This window comes from Mesorhizobium sp. M1A.F.Ca.IN.022.07.1.1 (genome assembly GCF_003997575.1).
In the GTDB taxonomy this organism is placed as follows: Bacteria; Pseudomonadota; Alphaproteobacteria; order Rhizobiales; family Rhizobiaceae; genus Mesorhizobium.
Genome location: NZ_RZST01000646.1, coordinates 1 through 1,137 on the forward strand (window position 1 = coordinate 1; position 1,137 = coordinate 1,137).

The following is a 1,137-nucleotide window of genomic DNA, read 5'->3' on the forward strand; positions in this document are numbered from 1 at the left end:
CATCCGTCACCGGCCAGACCTCGGGCTATTACTCCTACGTGAATTTCACGACCTCGGGCGGCTCGTTCGTGGTCGCTGTCAACGGCACCGACTTCCTTCAGCTTTACAGCACGACGTTCGACTGGACGGCGGTCAACAGCCTAGCCACCTATCGACTGAACTTCGACGCGCAGACGGTCAATTTCACCAGCGGCGGCACCGTGACGGGCGGCACCAGCGGCGCGGTCGCGACCATCGTCAAGAATGTCGACAACGGCTCGACCGGCTCGCTGATGATCCAGTCGATCACGGGAACCTTCGTTGACAACGAAATCATCACGGGCGGCGCGGGCGGCTCGGCCACGGCGAATATTCCTGGCGGCGTGGTGCAGGTGTCGGCCGCCATTACCGGTGTCGCTACCTCGGCGCTATCTCACGTATGGCTTTATCGAAACCGCCTGTTCTTCATCCAAGGCGGCACGATGAAGGCCAGCTATCTCCCGGTCGATTCCGTCACGGGCGCGCTCGGCACCATCAACCTTTCCGGCGTTTTCCAGCGTGGCGGCTCGCTGCTGTTCGGCGGCACGTGGTCGCTCGATGCCGGCGACGGTATCGACGAAAAGTGCGTGTTCGTCACAACAGAGGGCGAGGCCGCGATTTACGAAGGCAGCAACCCGGCCGGCTCGACGGCGGCGGAGTGGAACCTGGTCGGCCGCTACGACCTCACGGCGCCGATGGGAAAGCGCGCGACGATGCGGGCTGGTGGCGACCTGATCGTTGCCACCAAGGAAGGCATGGTTCCTATCTCGGCTGCCATCAACAAGGATGCCGCAGCGCTGTCGCTTGCAGCCATTTCGCGCAACATCGAGCCCGACTGGAAGCGCGAGGCTGCCCGCCGGCTGTCGCTGCCCTGGGAGGTGATCAAGTGGCCTGACCTGAACTATGCCATCGTCTCCCTGCCGATCGCGGCGGAGGGACAAGAGGCGTGGTCGTTCGTCGCCAACCTCGAAACCGGTGCCTGGTGCAAGTTCGTGGGATGGGCAACCCGCTGCATCGAACTTCACGACAGCCGCCTGTATTTCGGCACCAACGACGGCGAGGTGTTTGAAGGCGAGATCAACGGCAACGACGACGGCGGAGCGATCTATTACACCTACG

Annotated in this window: 1 pseudogene; it reads left to right on the top strand. The window is 63.1% G+C overall.

The window, feature by feature from the left end:
• Positions 1-1,137, top strand: a pseudogene (locus tag EOA75_RS33090) (hypothetical protein); the annotation flags it as partial.